Raw genomic sequence first — 13,907 nt, 5'->3', positions numbered from 1 at the left:
AGAGGGCTTCTTTTAACTTTTCTTTTTTAAAATATAGATCTGAAACTCTGCACTCAGTTCAAATTTTTCAACTTGCTCTAATTGCTCACGCCGTTCAGGTTTGGCCTTATAAGCATATGGCGTCATTGCGATAAGACACTTTAGGTCATTTTGGTTCAACACCAATGGTGCCTGAATTAAGCTTTCATCAATTAACTCAAAGTGCTCGCTCAACTGCGCTACAAATTTATGTGGCTCATGTGCCTTAACTTCTTCAAATAGTGCTTCTCGCATTTTATATAAATGTTGTGGACCTGGGGTAACAACCATTAAATACCCCGATGGTTTTAATACACGTAATATTTCCGCCTCGGGAATAGGACTAAATAAACTGGTACATAAATCGATGGTCTCGCTTAAAACAGGCAACACAGCCCCCGTACCCACAACCCAAGTGACATTTTGATTTAATTTTGCTGCTACCTGAACTGCAGTTTTAGCAATATCTACCCCTACAACTTGTATCGCTTCAGCTTCCATTGCATTGGTGTAATATCCTTCACCGCAACCAATATCTAGAAGATTTTCAATACGTAATTCTCGTATTTTAGCAACGACAGCTTGCTGTAATGGCGCATAGAATCCCGCTGTTAAAAATGACCGTCTAGCTTGAACAGACTCGGAGGTATCCCCTGGATTTTTACTGTGTTTATGCTGTACGACATGCAAATTCACATAACCTTGCTTTGCAATATCGTAACTATGATTACTCTTGCAGCGCCATGTTTTCCCCTCAAGCGCCAATGCCTCGCGACAAACAGGACACATCAACAGATTCATCATTCTCTCCAAAAAATTTTAGCGATGAAAAAAAGCCGGCATAAGCCGACTTGATCTCATTTGATTCTTGCTTAGCGCAATTTTAAGGTCATTAGACCTAAAACTACCAGCATAATTGTGATAATCCAGAAACGGATGACCACCTGTGTTTCACGCCATCCTTTCTTTTCATAGTGATGATGTAACGGCGCCATAAGGAAAACACGTTTATTCCGCATACGAAGCGAACCGATTTGTAAGAATACAGAGACTGCTTCGACTACAAATACACCCGCCATAATTGCAAATACAATTTCCTGACGTACCATCACCGCAATAGTTCCCAGCATCGCTCCAAGCGACAAGGCACCAACATCACCCATAAATACTTGTGCAGGATGCGCGTTATACCAAAGGAATGCTAAACCTGCACCTATCATTGCAGCACAAATAACAACGAGTTCAGATGAGTATTTCACATAGGGAATATGTAAATAATTTGCAAAACGAACATCACCCGCCAAATAAGCAAACACCCCTAGGCCCGCCGCAACCAATACAATTGGCATAATTGCAAGACCATCTAAACCGTCAGTCAGGTTAACAGCATTCGACGCACCGTTAATCACTAAATAAGTGAATATGATAAAACCGATCCCTAAAGGGATTACCGATAAAGGAATTGTAAGATCTTTAAAGAAAGGGATCAGCAAATCCAACATATTCGCAGTGTGTACAGGATTAGTTTGCTGAGTCGCAATTACGTAGAGTGATATCCCTGCACCCAAAGAAGCGACAGATGTCCAAAAAAACTTCTTACGCGCTGGCAAACCTGCATTGTCTTTATAACGGATTTTAATCCAATCATCCGCCCAACCTACGGCACCAAATATCACCATCACGCCAAGCACAATCCAAACATAAGGGTTTGAAAGATCTGCCCAAAGTAAAGTTGAAATCCCAATAGAAAGCAAAATAAGGAGACCACCCATGGTTGGTGTTCCCATTTTTTTGGCATGGTTTTCCGGAGCGAAAGAACTTACCGCTTGGCCATATTTTAAAGCTTGTAACTTACGGATCATGACAGGACCAAGGACTAGACCTATCGTGAGTGCTGTCAAGACACTGAGCAGCGCACGTAATGTTAAATAACGAACCACTTGGAACGAGCTGTGATAGCCGGAAAGTTGTTCAAATAACCATAACAGCATTTAGAGTTTCTCCATCAAATCTGCCATCAACGTTTCCATATGGGTATAACGAGAACCTTTGAATAAGAAACTCATTTTTTGCGGTTGATGTGTTTCGATTAGACTAATTAAAAATGGTAGAGCTTGCTCTTGATTGAGGAAAGCTTGTAACTTTTTCCCGTACTGAGTACTACGTGCGCCTTCCTGTGTTGCTGGTGCAAACTCACCGACAGCAACAACAAAGTTGAGTCCGCGAATCGAAACCAAATCTCGCCCGAGTAAATAATGTTGTTGAGCAGCAGTCGGACCTAACTCACCAATATCCCCAATCACCATGACACGAATACCTTCTTGCTGTGCAAGCACTTCACCCGCTGCACGCATCGACGTCGGATTGGCATTGTATGTATCATCGATAAATAAAAAATCATTTTTTTGAATAAAATTCAAACGCCCCTTTGCACCCACAGCTTGTTCTAAACCCGTGACAATATCATCCAAGCTGATATTTAATGCCAATGCAAATGCAGCAGCTGCCAAAGCATTTTGAACATTATGCTCACCAGCAAAAGGTAAATCCACGGGTTGGACACCTACAGGCGTATGTAATTTAAATTGAGCACTTTTTGGATTCAGCTGAATATCTGAAGCATAGACATCGCCACCTTCTCCAAAACTTAAGTTTTTTGTTGTTTTCACACTTTGACGGATCTGGTCTATATAATCATCAGCTACTGGTACGATCGAAGTTTCTGAAACATGACCATAGATTTCAGATTTAGCTTTACAAATTCCGTCACGCCCACCGAACTCACCAAGATGAGCCGTACCAATATTAATAATACCCGCAACATGAGGTTGAACGAGCTTCGAGGTATAGTCAATTTCTCCTTGATGACTTGCTCCGAGCTCCATCACTGCATATTCATGATCTGGTCGAAGCTCCAATAGCATCATAGGCACACCCAGATCATTATTGAGATTACCTCGCGTGATCAATGTCGGTGCTTTGCGAGCAAGAATACTTCCAAGCATTTCTTTAGTGGTGGTTTTGCCGCTACTACCAGTCAGTGCAATAACTTTTAATTGCGCATGTTGAGCGCGACGAAATGCACCAAGCATACCTAATGCTAATCTCGTATCTGTTACCACCAACTGACAAATATCAATATCTAAAGGCCGCTCAACAATCGCAATCTGACAGCCTTTTTCAGCCACTTGTTGAACAAAGTTATGCGCATCAAAACGCTCACCTTTCAGCGCTAAAAAAGCATCCCCCGACTCCGCATGACGTGAATCTGTCAAAATACGCTTTACTTCTCCAGTCGGTTTTTTATCATTCAACCAATACCCTTGAGTAGCAGCAACTAGATCAGACAAAGCCCATGGGACAAGTGTCGCAGTACTTGTAGTAGATGTGTGCATAATGATTCCTTAGTCTGCTGGATAAGATGCTGGCTCAGTCGCATGCTGACCATTAATGGCTGCTTGGACTTCTACCACATCATCAAACCAATGACGAACACCATCAATCTCTTGATAATTTTCGTGGCCTTTGCCTGCAATCACAACAATGTCACCTGCTTTTGCTGTTTTCACTACAAACTTAATCGCTTCACGACGATCATGAATTTCATGAACCTCTCTGTCCAAAAATTCAATTCCAGCCTTCATGTCAGCAAAAATTTGTTCTGGGTTTTCAGTACGTGGATTATCTGAGGTAAGCAATACAACATCTGCATGATCTAAAGCAGCCTGTGTCATTAGTGGTCGTTTACCGCGATCACGATCACCACCGCACCCAAACACAGCCCACAATTGCTGTGAAACATGACGTTTTAATGTTTGAAGAACCTGAATTAATGCATCAGGAGTGTGGGCATAATCCACGACAAACAAACGATCTCGATCACGCAACACTTGCATACGCCCTGGCGCGCCTTTTAACTGAGGAACTAAAGCGACTAACTGAGATAAATCTAAACCCGCCTGTTCAACAGAGATTAAGCTCGCAACGACATTTTCAATATTAAAGTGACCTAATAACGGACTATTCACTAAATAGCTTTGGGTCTTGGTCACCAATTTAAAATGAACACCGTTTAAACTATATTGAATCTCTTCAACATGGTAATCCGCGGGTCGAGTGGTGGAATAAGTCAAAATTTTAGGTTTTGCTGGATTTTGCTCCGCCGCTTTGAGCATGATATTTGCGTAAGCATCATCGATATTGATAATTGCAACTTTAAGACTCTCAAACTGAAATAAGCGTGATTTTGCCTCAGCATAGGCCTCTAAAGTCTTGTGATAATCCAAATGATCGCGACTTAAATTACTGTAAGCTGCAATTTCAATTGCCGTTCCATTGAGACGCCCCTGTTCAAGACCATGGGAGCTTGCTTCAATAGCAGCAAACTTAGCTCCCTGCTGAGCATAAGTATGCAATTGATTTTGCATATGCAACGCATCTAACGTGGTATGTGTAGATGCTTCAAGGTGAGGTAAAATCCCATTCCCTGTCGTCCCCATCACCGCGCATGGGTGTTTGCTTAACACCAATAGCTCTGCAACAAGCCTTGAAATGGTCGTTTTACCATTGGTTCCCGTGACAGCCAAGACTCGAAGTGGATTTACTGGCTGTGTCTGTTGCAAATAATCTTTCTGCCATTGTCCCATGAGCATACGCACATTCGGAACGATCAAACTTGGCGTTAAACCTAAATCTTGTTCTGAAATAATAGCCAAAGCACCAAGATCCAAAGCCTTCTGTGCATATTCCGCAGTTTTTTCAGGTTGAGAAAGACTAGTCAAAGCAATAAACACTTGTCCCGCTTCAACTTTACGACTATCTAATTGGAAGCCATTAAATGCTTGTTGCATCCATTCTGCTGGATGATCTACAGCGTAGATTTGTTGAAATGTAATCGACATTCATCACCTATGGAATGGATTTTGGAGTATCTAAGGGTTTATCCAATGGTACGTTTAACAGTCTCAGCGACTCCTGCATTACTTTTGCGAAAACAGGTGCTGATACAGTACCACCGTAATATGTGCCTTTCGGATTTTCGACCACGACGACCATCGCCAAACGTGGATCACTTACAGGTGCAACACCTGCAAATAAAGCTCGATATTCATTGGTCGAATAACCTTTACGGTCAGCACGTAATTTGTGTGCTGTACCCGTTTTACCAGCAACGCGATAACCTGGTATTTGAGCACGAGTCGCTGTACCGCCTGGTAATGTTGCTGTCTCCATCATTAACAAGACTTGATCCGCAATTTTAGGATCAATCATTTGTTCACCTTGAGGAGCTTCATCCAGCTTGTACAAACTTAAAGGAACTTTCTTCCCTTTGTTTGCCAGCATGGCATAAGCATCTGCCAATTGTAGTACCGTGGCATTAAGACCATATCCATAGGACATGGTTGCAACTTCTGAAATATTCCATTTACTTGGCGGTAAGATCAGACCTGGGCTTTCACCAGGGAATTTGACAGCCGAACGCTGTCCAAAACCAAGACGCTTATAGAACGTTGGTAAAGTCGGATAAGGCAAAGATAAGGCAATTTTCGCTACACCCACGTTGGAGGATTTTTGAATAATGCCACCTAAAGTAAGCGCTCCATAATTATGCGTATCACGAATTGTATGATTACCGACACGCATCGACCCTGGCGTGGTATTAACGACTGAGTTTGCAGTGTACTTACCACTTTCAAGCGCCATCGCCACCGTTAATGGTTTCATCGTCGAACCTGGTTCAAACGAGTCAACTGCACCGCGATTTCGCATTGCATCTTTATTGGATAAACTTTTTTTATCATTCGGGTTATACGACGGCCAACTGGTCATCGCTAGAATTTCACCGGTTTTGACATCGACCGCAATTGCTGTAGCAGAACGTGCATTATTTGCCACACCTACCGCGGTAAGCTCTCGATACATAATGTATTGCAATCGAGAATCAATACTGAGTGTAATATTTTCCCCAGCTTCAACTTCTTTAATAACTTCTGGAACTTGAACACGGTTACCATGCTTATCACGTACAATTTTCTGTTCGCCATTGACCCCTGCAAGCCGCTTATTCAGCTGCATCTCCAAACCTTCAATCCCTGTTCCCTCGGTATTGGTTAAACCAATGATTTGAGAGTTGGGTTGTGGTTGTGGGTAATAACGTTTATATGATTTTTCAGAATATACACCAGCAAAATTGCGTTGTGCTAACAGAGCCGCTTGAGCAGGTGGTACTTCTTTTTTCAATACTAAATAACGTGAACGAGCTCGATCTTGAACACGCTTTTTGAGGTCAGCTCGATCCAGCCCAACTGCATCTGCTAGCTCATCTAAATTCAGGTTTTCCTGTGGTAACTGATTTTTTAATTTTCGACTGGTTGGATTCTTTTTTAACTCTTCAGTAATTTCATCAAAAGTTGCTTTAGTTTCAAAATAATGTTGAGGATCAATCACCACCTTCATAATTGGTGTACTAATTGCCAAGGGAACGCCATTACGGTCGCTAATAACCCCTCGCATCGCACTTAATTTTTCAGTACGTAAAATTTTTGCGTTAGCTTTATTTTGCAAAAAGTCTTTATTCACAATTTGAACATAAAAGGCACGTGCAACCAATACCACAAAAAATGTCAGGACTAAGCCCCACATTAAATAGAAACGCCACATATCTACAGCAACGGTTCTTTTCTGTGTAATTGGCTGCTGTTTTTTACGTGTTTGTTTTGTTTTGCTTTTATCAACCATTCAGCGTGCCTATTGATTTTTCGCGGTTTCAGCAGGAAGTGAAACCACCACAGTCTGTGATGTTGGTGGTGAATACATACGTAATTGTGTCACTGCACGTGTCCCAATCTGTGCAGTCGCTCCAAATGTCTGTTGCTCAATAAGTAGACGACCCCATTCAGCATTAATGTCTTCAAGCTCACGCATATGCGTATTAAATTCACGAAAATCTTGACGATAAGAATAGACCTGATAGACCACCATAAATGCGCTCACCATGACCATAGCGGTTAAAATGCTATAGATCAGTATTTTTTTTCGCACCAAGGGCGTTGCTACAGGTTCCTGTTGTTCTACGTCTTTTTCCTTTTTCATTATTCGCCTTTAAAATTTATTCGCTCTGCAACTCGCAACCAAGCACTTCTAGAACGCGGATTTTGTTTCACTTCTTCTTCACTCGCACGTACGCGATCAATTTTTTTCAAACGACGAGTTTCTTTAGGTTTCTGAGGTAAGCCCCAACCATCATCCTCAGCTAAAGTCGACTCTTTTTGAATAAATTGTTTAATAATTCGATCTTCTAAGGAATGGAAACTGATGACCGCTAATCGACCTCCATTATGAAGCATATCCAGTGCTTCAGGTAAAAAAGCATGCACATCTTCTAATTCTTTATTGATTTCAATTCGAATTGCTTGGAATGTACGTGTCGCAGCATGCTTATTCTTTTCCCATTTCGGATGGGCAACTTTTACAATTTCAGCCAATTGACTTGTACTCTCAATATAACCTGCTGCTTTAATCGCTTTCGCAATGCGGCGGCTATATCTTTCTTCACCATATTGAAAAATAATATTCGCTAAATGCTCTTCATCAACTTCAACCAACCATTGCGCTGCAGTTAGGCCTTGAGAGTTGTCCATTCGCATATCCAATGGACCGTCTTTCATAAAGCTGAAACCACGTTCGGCCTGATCAAGTTGTGGCGATGAAACACCCAAATCTGCCATAACACCATCCACAGTTTCAACACCACGTTGATTTAAGGCTGTTTTAATATCTGCAAAACTTGCATGAATAATGGTAAATCTTGGATCTTCTTGTTCTAACTGAGCAGCCACAGCCAAAGCCTGCGGATCTTTATCAAAGGCATAGACACGAGAATGTTCATCTAATTTGGACAAGAGAAGTCGAGTATGACCTCCTCGACCAAAGGTGCCATCTACATAAATCCCTGTATTACGCCCACCCAATAGGGCATCTACAGTTTCATGAAGTAATACAGAAATATGCGACATAATAACGTTTCAGAACATCTAAAAATTTAACTGCACATTATTACCTTGTTTTAATAAAGCTCCAAACGACTTTTTGTAGGTAAATTTTACTTTCTATAGGCAAAACCGTTTCATTCACTGGAATGTTCAAATAAAAAAGCCTCACTTGGAGGCTTTTTTATTAATTTTCAATTACTTCAGTATATTAACGACGACTGTTATAAATCTGATCAAAAATCGCACCATTCACAAAATGTGCTTGTTGTGCTTTTGCCCAACCACCGAAAACCTCATCAATGGTGAATGTTTTTAACTTAGGAAATTGTTTTGAGTATTTTGCTAACACTTCAGCATTACGCGGACGATAGAAATGCTTAGCAGCCATCTCCTGACCTAATGGTGAATATAAATAGTTGATATAGCCAGTTGCCAACCATTTATTGCCATTTTTATCTACAGTACGATCAACGATGGCAACAGAAGGCTCTGTCAAAATAGAAATAGATGGATAAACAATATCAAACTGATCTTTGCCCAAGGCTTTTTGAGTGACCAGTGCTTCATTTTCCCAAGTGAGCAACACATCGCCAATTTTACGCTCAGCAAATGTCGTCATAGAAGCGCGCGCCGCAGAGTCCATCACTTTGACGTTATGGTACATCTTGCCAACAAAGTCTTTTGCTTTCGCTTCATTACCACCTGGTTGTTTGAGTGCATAACCCCAAGCTGATAAATATACCCAGCGTGGTAGTCCACCTGTTTTAGGGTTTGGTGTGATGATTTCTACACCCGGCTTAACAAGATCTTGCCAATCCTGAATTTTTTTAGGGTTACCTTTACGCACCATAAAAACAATGGTTGATGTATAAGGTGCAGAGTTATAAGGGAACTCTTTTTGCCATCCTTTATTGATTTGACCCGATTTCACGATCTCTTCAATATCATTTGCCAAAGCCAAAGTGACAACGTCGCCTTTCAAGCCATCAACCACAGAGCGTGCTTGTTTACCTGAGCCACCATGAGATTGTTTAAAGTTGACTTTCACTCCAGTTCTTGACTGCCAATATTGACCAAATGACTGATTAAACTCATCATAAAATTCACGAGTCGCATCATAAGATACATTCAGGAAATCACGTTGTGCTGCTTGAGAAGATACGCTGAACGATAAACCTGTTGCGAGTAAGCCCGCTGTAAGCAAGGCTTTAAATTGAGTTTTCATAGTCAAAAAATCTAGATATACATAATTAATCTAAATATATGAAATAAAATCATATTCATCAATTTAATTTAGACATGTGATTTACGTTATATTGCTAACATTTTTCTTTCAAGATTATGAATTAATTCATAAATCATCTTAAATACAGTCTATATTCAAATATATAGTATTTTATGGATTTCTTATAATTAAAAATGGATAGCATATCGCTATCCATTCACATAAGTTCTAAAAATAGATTATTTTTCTGCTGAAATTTGGTCATAAATAGCGCCATTTACAAAGTGCGTTTGCTGCGCTTTCGCCCAACCACCAAATACTTTATCGATGGTAAATAATTGTACCTTTGGAAATTTAGTACTGTATTTAGCTGCGATTTTTTCATTACGTGCTCGAAAATTATGTTTAGCAGCTAATTCCTGCCCCAAAGGTGAATACAGATAGTTAAGATATCCTTTTGCGAGATTACGATTCCCATTTCTATCTACGGTTTTATCTACGATGGCAACAGAAGGCTCAGCTAGAATTGAAATGGATGGATAAATAATTTCAAATTTATCTTGCCCCAAACCTTGCGTCGCTAAGAGCGCTTCATTTTCCCAAGACAGTAAAACATCACCAATTCCACGTTCAGCAAAAGTCGTGAGTGATCCACGGGCTCCTGAATCTAACACTTTGACATTTTTGTATAATCGTTTGACTAACTCACGAGCTTTGGCATCATTTCCGGCAGGCTGTTTAAGTGCATAGCCCCATGCAGATAAATAAATCCATCGTGGCGCACCACCTGTTTTTGGGTTCGGGGTAATGATCTCAACACCTGGTTTGACTAAATCATTCCAGTCTTTGATATTTTTTGGATTGCCCTTTTTTACTAAAAAAACAATGGTAGATGTATAGGGTGCTGAATTATTGGGAAATTCTTTTTGCCAATTTTTATTGATATAACCTGCTTTTACAATTTCTTCAATATCATTTGCAAGTGCCAAGGTCACAACATCTGCTTGTAATCCTGTTGCTACAGCACGTGCTTGTTTCCCAGATCCACCATGAGATTGCTTAAATTGCACGTCTTGACCAGTACGTTTTTTCCAAAACTCACCGAAACTTTGGTTATATTCTTGATAAAATTCGCGAGTGGGATCATAAGAAACATTTAAAAATGATGTATTCGCCTGTGCAGTCATACTGAACAACAATGCCCCAATACTCATTGTGCCCAATAATTTATTGAAAAAGTGCTTATTCATTAAAATCTCTTTTTTATTACATTTATGAATTGCACTATATTTTTTATTTACTTCAGTCACAATGTATTCAATAGACGAATTAAATCATTGTAAATATCTAAATTTTATATACATTTTCTTCATATGAATTGCATTTTTATCACTTATACTCTCTTTAAAATTTACCGCATAACATCATATCTTCACCAAATCTCCATATTTTATTGATAAAAAGAGGCAAAATTTATTTCAGCTACAGGTTGAGTAACTTAAGGATTATTGAATAACAAATTGTAAGAAAGTGTGATGCATTTGTACTTTTGTGAATTTTATGTTTAAAATGTAAACCTAATTACTCTTACAATAAATTCAAAATAGGGGAAAATTGAAATGAATTTGTGCTATTTACAAGCGTTAAGCTTAACTTTATGTGTTTTTGGTATGAGCCAGACACATGCAGCAGCGTTACAAAACCCTGCTAAATCACTACAAAACTCTAGTGTTGCTGAAAAGTCTTTAACACCTATCGAACGCGCATTGACTCAACAAAAACGTGAACGTGCTGAGAACAAACCTTCTTCAGAGATGGATCAGATTAAAGTGATCACCTCTATTAAGAATGCTCCAACGCAAAACTTCCTAGCATCGCAACACCAACAGTTTTCGCGTTTTTTACAAAGTTTATTTCCTCAGCACACATCTTAAGCACCATTTTTCTCAATCTCCCCAATTGAGCCAAATTTAGCCCAGTCCGATTTAATGAATTAATCATTAAGCCACTGGGCTTTTTGCTATAATAAAACCAATTTTTATTTGATAACTTTTTCTGGCTATGACAGTTCGTACTCGTATTGCACCATCTCCTACAGGTTTCCCCCATGTAGGTACTGCTTATATCGCATTATTTAACCTATGCTTTGCTCAACAGCATGGCGGTGAATTTATCTTACGTATTGAAGATACAGACCAACTCCGTTCAACACCTGAATCAGAAAAAATGATTCTCGATTCATTGCGCTGGTTAGGTTTAAATTGGTCAGAAGGTCCAGATGTGGGTGGCCCTCATGCGCCATATCGTCAATCTGAACGTATGGATATTTATAAAAAATATGCGTTAGAACTGGTTGAAAAAGGTCATGCATTCTATTGTTTTGCCACTGCTGAAGAATTAGATCAAATGCGTGCAGAACAACAAGCACGTGGTGAATCTCCTCGTTATGATGGTCGTGGTCTAAAACATACGCCAGAAGAAGTTGAAAGACGTTTAGCGGCTGGCGAACCGCATGTTATTCGCATGAAAGTACCTGAAGAAGGGATTTGTAAATTTAATGACTTACTGCGTGGTGAAGTAGAAATCCCATGGGCACAAGTTGATATGCAAATTCTGCTGAAAACCGATGGCCTACCAACTTACCACTTAGCAAACGTTGTTGATGACCATTTAATGGAAATCACTCACGTGATTCGTGGTGAAGAATGGATTCCATCTGCTCCTAAACACCAATTGCTTTATCAATATTTTGGTTGGGAAATGCCTGTGCTTTGCCACATGCCACTTTTACGTAACCCTGATAAATCAAAACTATCTAAACGTAAAAACCCAACTTCAATCAATTACTACAAAGATATCGGTGTATTACCAGAAGCATTATTAAACTATTTGGGTCGTATGGGTTGGTCAATGCCAGATGAACGCGAAAAGTTCAATTTGGCTGAGATGATCGAGAATTTTGACATCCAACGTGTATCGCTTGGGGGTCCAATTTTCGATGTAGAAAAACTCAATTGGTTAAACGGGCAATGGATCAAAGCACTTAGCCCTGCTGAGCTTTTAGATACTTTATTGGCGTGGAAGGCAGATCGTGCCAAGTTAGAAGAAATTGCAGCGGCAATTCAACCACGTATTAACCTATTGTCTGAAGCAGTGAATTGGTCAGCACATTATTTTAATCACTTCCCTACACTGTCTAAAGCACAATTCGAAAGTAAAAAGTTATCTGAAGAGCAAGTTCGTCAAAGCCTACAATTTGCAATTTGGCGCTTAGAAAGCTTATTTACTTGGAATAATGACACTGTTAGCCAAACGCTAATGGATTTAGCTGCACAAATGGAAATTAAATTACGTGACTTTATGCCTGCGTTCTTTATTGCCATTGCGGGTTCTACTGCTTCAACGCCAGTGATGCAAACCATGGTGACCATTGGTCCTGATTTGACTTTTGCTCGCCTGCGTCATGCACTCGAAATCGTTGGCGGTCCAAGTAAAAAAGAGCTTAAAGTATGGGAAAAATTGAATGAAAGCTTAAAATTGCCGAAAAATGATGCAGTTGATGAAGCTTAATTAAATTTTTTATTGACGCATGAGTGTTATATCCCTAATATAGCGCTCACACAGATTAAGCACTTAGCTTGATACCTAGATTGCTTTTATAGCATTAACTGTGTTGCCTCATAAGTCCCTATCGTCTAGAGGCCTAGGACATCGCCCTTTCACGGCGGTAACCGGGGTTCGAATCCCCGTAGGGACGCCAAATTCTAAAAAACCACTGACCTCGATCAGTGGTTTTTTTTTATCTATACATTTTTGATTTTAGTTTCGATGTTATAGAATTAAGCAAAAGAAATACGGAGCGCTCATGCAGTACCAATGCCCTAAATGTCAAAGTCGTAAAATTCTTCCTTTAGCAAGTGCCAATGCACCTGCTGTACGACCAAATATTCCTAAAAGCTTAATCATCCTCGTACCCACTCTATTTTTACTCCTATTATTGGTGATTATTAGCGTTGTACTGATGATTTTTAGTAATGGTGCTGGCGAGACACTTCAAATTGCAACTGTGATCGTATTTTTAATTGCAGTGATAGCGGGTGTGATGTTCTGGAAAGATTTACCAGATTTCAAAATTTCGATGCAAGCCTTCATGCAATCTCAAAAGAAATGGAAATGCCGTGAATGTAATCACGAATGGGAAAATTAATTGTTTATTTTCATCAGTCCTAAAAGCTCATTTGAACTTTTAGGACTTAAAATTAAATAAATTTAAAATTTATATATGAGTAGTAGACAAAACCTTCAAAAGAGCATAATTTAATGAAATAGATCTCATTTTTGCATGGATAAGCAAGGAGAACCATAATGATAATAAAACTATTTCAATCACTATTCTTTGATCTAAAACGTACTCGAACGGCTAATTTATCCAATCTCGAGCCATCCACATCCTTAAACCCTCGAAATCAAATGTGGTTATACCTACGTAATACATTACGTGGGAATGCTGAAGCACAATATCAATTAGGTCTGAGTTACTTAAATGGTGAACTAGGTTTGGATCGAAATTATCAAATTGCTGAAAAATGGCTGAACCAATCAGCGAATGCTGGAAATGAAAATGCAAAAAGAACTCTACTTCAAGCTTATAGTCTTTTAGCATTTTCATAAAA

At 39.6% G+C, this 13,907-nt stretch carries 13 protein-coding genes and 1 tRNA gene; 5 read left to right on the top strand and 9 right to left on the bottom strand.

Translation table 11 applies throughout. The features are described from left to right. Nucleotides 1-12: 12 nt before the first annotated feature. From AC1M9B_RS08470 to AC1M9B_RS08430, 9 genes are all read right to left on the bottom strand, one after another. Nucleotides 13-819 carry a putative RNA methyltransferase gene (locus AC1M9B_RS08470; protein WP_481608943.1) on the bottom strand — a complete coding sequence of 269 codons (807 nt, stop codon included), beginning with the start codon at nt 817-819 and terminating at the stop codon, nt 13-15. 71 nt (nt 820-890) lie between these two features. Further along, the gene (gene mraY, locus AC1M9B_RS08465) at nt 891-2,009 is read right to left on the bottom strand and encodes a phospho-N-acetylmuramoyl-pentapeptide-transferase (protein WP_092767279.1); all 1,119 of its coding nucleotides are present in this window, start codon (nt 2,007-2,009) and stop codon (nt 891-893) included. Beyond that, nucleotides 2,010-3,413, bottom strand: coding sequence for a UDP-N-acetylmuramoyl-tripeptide--D-alanyl-D-alanine ligase (locus AC1M9B_RS08460; RefSeq protein WP_481608942.1), 1,404 nt, complete (start codon nt 3,411-3,413; stop codon nt 2,010-2,012). 9 nt (nt 3,414-3,422) lie between these two features. Next, entirely contained in the window at nt 3,423-4,919 is a 1,497-nt protein-coding gene (locus AC1M9B_RS08455) for a UDP-N-acetylmuramoyl-L-alanyl-D-glutamate--2,6-diaminopimelate ligase (RefSeq protein ID WP_481608941.1), read from the bottom strand. A 7-nt stretch (nt 4,920-4,926) separates the two neighbouring features. Continuing rightward, nucleotides 4,927-6,756, bottom strand: coding sequence for a penicillin-binding protein PBP3 (gene ftsI, locus AC1M9B_RS08450; protein WP_035263956.1), 1,830 nt, complete (start codon nt 6,754-6,756; stop codon nt 4,927-4,929). A gap of 9 nt (nt 6,757-6,765) precedes the next feature. Next, a complete protein-coding gene (gene ftsL / locus AC1M9B_RS08445) occupies nt 6,766-7,110 on the bottom strand; it encodes a cell division protein FtsL (protein ID WP_481608940.1) in 345 nt (114 codons plus the stop codon). Further along, nucleotides 7,110-8,033 carry a 16S rRNA (cytosine(1402)-N(4))-methyltransferase RsmH gene (rsmH, locus tag AC1M9B_RS08440; RefSeq protein WP_092767287.1) on the bottom strand — a complete coding sequence of 308 codons (924 nt, stop codon included), beginning with the start codon at nt 8,031-8,033 and terminating at the stop codon, nt 7,110-7,112. Before rsmH ends, ftsL begins: the two co-directional genes overlap by 1 nt. A 184-nt stretch (nt 8,034-8,217) precedes the next feature. Beyond that, nucleotides 8,218-9,234, bottom strand: a complete 1,017-nt coding sequence (locus AC1M9B_RS08435; RefSeq protein ID WP_481589159.1) for a sulfate ABC transporter substrate-binding protein — start codon at nt 9,232-9,234, stop codon at nt 8,218-8,220. Between the two features lie 239 nt (nt 9,235-9,473). Continuing rightward, nucleotides 9,474-10,448: a sulfate ABC transporter substrate-binding protein gene (locus tag AC1M9B_RS08430; RefSeq protein ID WP_481608954.1), complete on the bottom strand. Its 975-nt coding sequence runs from the start codon at nt 10,446-10,448 to the stop codon at nt 9,474-9,476. A 405-nt stretch (nt 10,449-10,853) separates the two neighbouring features. Here AC1M9B_RS08430 and AC1M9B_RS08425 point away from each other — a divergent pair, with 405 nt between their 5' ends. From AC1M9B_RS08425 to AC1M9B_RS08405, 5 genes are all read left to right on the top strand, one after another. Beyond that, complete coding sequence (locus tag AC1M9B_RS08425) at nt 10,854-11,168, top strand: hypothetical protein (RefSeq protein WP_092767291.1); 315 nt, start codon at nt 10,854-10,856, stop codon at nt 11,166-11,168. Between the two features lie 127 nt (nt 11,169-11,295). Further along, entirely contained in the window at nt 11,296-12,804 is a 1,509-nt protein-coding gene (gene gltX / locus AC1M9B_RS08420; protein WP_481589160.1) for a glutamate--tRNA ligase, read from the top strand. A 114-nt stretch (nt 12,805-12,918) separates the two neighbouring features. Then, a tRNA-Glu gene (locus tag AC1M9B_RS08415) sits at nt 12,919-12,994 on the top strand. Between the two features lie 105 nt (nt 12,995-13,099). Next, nucleotides 13,100-13,441: a zinc-ribbon domain-containing protein gene (locus AC1M9B_RS08410; protein WP_481597463.1), complete on the top strand. Its 342-nt coding sequence runs from the start codon at nt 13,100-13,102 to the stop codon at nt 13,439-13,441. Between the two features lie 158 nt (nt 13,442-13,599). Next, entirely contained in the window at nt 13,600-13,905 is a 306-nt protein-coding gene (locus tag AC1M9B_RS08405; RefSeq protein ID WP_481608939.1) for a hypothetical protein, read from the top strand. Nucleotides 13,906-13,907 lie beyond the last annotated feature (2 nt).

The sequence above is a fragment of the Acinetobacter sp. ANC_7513 genome (assembly GCF_056779915.1).
This window is presented reverse-complemented; position numbering and strand designations above follow the sequence as displayed.

Excerpts from the sequence above, each read along its gene's own strand:
- AC1M9B_RS08470 (WP_481608943.1), bottom strand. The coding sequence starts at position 819 with ATGAATCTGTTGATGTGTCCTGTTTGTCGCGAGGCATTGGCGCTTGAG.
- mraY (WP_092767279.1), bottom strand. The coding sequence starts at position 2,009 with ATGCTGTTATGGTTATTTGAACAACTTTCCGGCTATCACAGCTCGTTC.
- AC1M9B_RS08460 (WP_481608942.1), bottom strand. The coding sequence starts at position 3,413 with ATGCACACATCTACTACAAGTACTGCGACACTTGTCCCATGGGCTTTG.
- AC1M9B_RS08455 (WP_481608941.1), bottom strand. The coding sequence starts at position 4,919 with ATGTCGATTACATTTCAACAAATCTACGCTGTAGATCATCCAGCAGAA.
- ftsI (WP_035263956.1), bottom strand. The coding sequence starts at position 6,756 with ATGGTTGATAAAAGCAAAACAAAACAAACACGTAAAAAACAGCAGCCA.
- ftsL (WP_481608940.1), bottom strand. The coding sequence starts at position 7,110 with ATGAAAAAGGAAAAAGACGTAGAACAACAGGAACCTGTAGCAACGCCC.
- rsmH (WP_092767287.1), bottom strand. The coding sequence starts at position 8,033 with ATGTCGCATATTTCTGTATTACTTCATGAAACTGTAGATGCCCTATTG.
- AC1M9B_RS08435 (WP_481589159.1), bottom strand. The coding sequence starts at position 9,234 with ATGAAAACTCAATTTAAAGCCTTGCTTACAGCGGGCTTACTCGCAACA.
- AC1M9B_RS08430 (WP_481608954.1), bottom strand. The coding sequence starts at position 10,448 with ATGAGTATTGGGGCATTGTTGTTCAGTATGACTGCACAGGCGAATACA.
- AC1M9B_RS08425 (WP_092767291.1), top strand. The coding sequence starts at position 10,854 with ATGAATTTGTGCTATTTACAAGCGTTAAGCTTAACTTTATGTGTTTTT.
- gltX (WP_481589160.1), top strand. The coding sequence starts at position 11,296 with ATGACAGTTCGTACTCGTATTGCACCATCTCCTACAGGTTTCCCCCAT.
- AC1M9B_RS08410 (WP_481597463.1), top strand. The coding sequence starts at position 13,100 with ATGCAGTACCAATGCCCTAAATGTCAAAGTCGTAAAATTCTTCCTTTA.
- AC1M9B_RS08405 (WP_481608939.1), top strand. The coding sequence starts at position 13,600 with ATGATAATAAAACTATTTCAATCACTATTCTTTGATCTAAAACGTACT.